A 1,685-nucleotide genomic window follows, 5' to 3' on the forward strand; every position below is an offset into this window, starting at 1 on the left:
TGGCTAAGGGCTCTTTGGTACCTCTTCCTGGCTGCCTTCTTCTCAGTCACCAGCCACCGCACACCACTCAAATCGGCTTCTTAACCGACGACTATCTGGGAACGCGGCGTGCTGATCTCATCATGGCCTGGCTGCAACCGCAGCCCACTCGCGAGAGGCCGGATACATTTACGCAGACTGTCGAAGTCGGATCGCTCAAGAGCCTTGCACGGGCGGGGCAGACCATACATTTCGGCGGATCACGTCCTGCAGCATCTCCTTGTCGAGCGACAGATCGGCGACCAGCTTCTTCAGCTTGCCATTCTCCTCCTCGAGCTGCTTTAACCGTCGCATCTCGTTCGGCAGCAGCCCGTCATACTTCTTCTTCCAATTGAAGTAGGTCGCCTGGCTGATCCCGGCCCTGCGGCAGATCTCCGCCACCGCACCCCCGTCGCTGCCCTGCTTCAGGATGAACGCCTTCTGGGCGTCCGAAAACTTCGAGGCCTTCATCGTCGTCGCTCCTCCCAGCCGGGTGGATTTACGCAGCGCAAACTCTAGCCAAAAATGGTCCAGTTTGCCGGCCTCAGATCATCACGTCGGTGAGCTATTTAAGGCTCTTGATAACGAGCGTGCCAGGACTTTGCGGTTTTCTGGAGTGTTCATCATCGTCGCGTGATTGCCTGGAATCGGTGTGGTATCAATGGCCGCTGCACTCAAAACCCTGTCCCAGCCTCGCATCGGCGAGCTCATCTCTGGAGCTATTGAGCTCTTGTCTATTCGTGCGCGACAACTTACGGAAGAATCCGTCGCGTAAAACTGATGTACCTCAATTGGCAGCGACGGAGCCCGATATAGCTGCAGCGCCCTTTGAAACTGCTCAATTCTCTCGTACATCAAAGCATCATTGTGATCCGGAGGTATAGCTCCTATTTGATGAGCCTTCTCAAGTAGTTGAGCAATTGAACTGTGCCGTGCAAAGCGCTTTAATAGTTTAAAGTGCTCGTCCTCAAGGGGTTCAAGAGTTTCTAGCACCACTTCGCATACCATCTGGGTGCGCGTCATGCCGGCTGGCTTTGCGGGTAGCGTAACATCAATGAACGCCATAAATGAGACAGTTTCATTGAGGCTCAGTAACTGCTCGGCTATGGCGTAAGCCAATATTCCGCCTGATGAGTATCCAGCAAATCGATATGGACCCCGGGACCGTATCTCCCTGATCGCCGGAATGACTTGCGAGGCTATCGCTTCAAGAGCTGGTGAACAAACTTCACTGAAAGAAGGCCACGGTAGACCATAGATTGGACAGTCCGCGTCCATTTCCTCCACCAAGTTGAGGATATAGGAACAATCTCCTAAGCCTGTGGGAACAAAGAACAGCGGCGGCTGCGATCCGGTTGCGCGAACACAAATCACTCCCGGACTACTGGGCTGTGGCTCCAAATGAACCTTCAATGCAAGTTCCTTCAGAACAGGAGCTTGGAAGAGATCGGCGGCGGTAAACTTGAACCCTGCATCGAGCGCTCGACTGAGAAGCCGCACCGCTAGCAGTGAGTGCCCGCCCAGTTCGAAGAAGTCGTCGTGGCGTCCGACCCGCTCAACACCGAGCAGCTCGGCCCAGATCTGTGCCAGCGCGGGCTCGATCTCGCCTTGCGGCGCCTCATAGGCGGCGCGCGCATACGCCTCATCGTCCGGCGCAGCCAGCGCCT

1 protein-coding gene and 1 pseudogene are annotated in these 1,685 nt (G+C 55.8%); both read right to left on the bottom strand.

Going from position 1 to position 1,685, the window contains the following annotated elements:
* Positions 1-231: 231 nt before the first annotated feature.
* Positions 232-489 (bottom strand): annotated as a pseudogene (locus K359_RS0147880) (transposase); the annotation flags it as partial.
* A gap of 81 nt (positions 490-570) precedes the next feature.
* Positions 571-1,685, bottom strand: a 1,115-nt coding sequence (locus tag K359_RS60795) for a thioesterase domain-containing protein (RefSeq protein ID WP_245284968.1), incomplete at its 5' end; no start/stop codon positions are given.

This window comes from Bradyrhizobium sp. th-b2, from assembly GCF_000426785.1.
Taxonomy (GTDB): Bacteria; Pseudomonadota; Alphaproteobacteria; order Rhizobiales; family Xanthobacteraceae; genus Bradyrhizobium; species Bradyrhizobium septentrionale.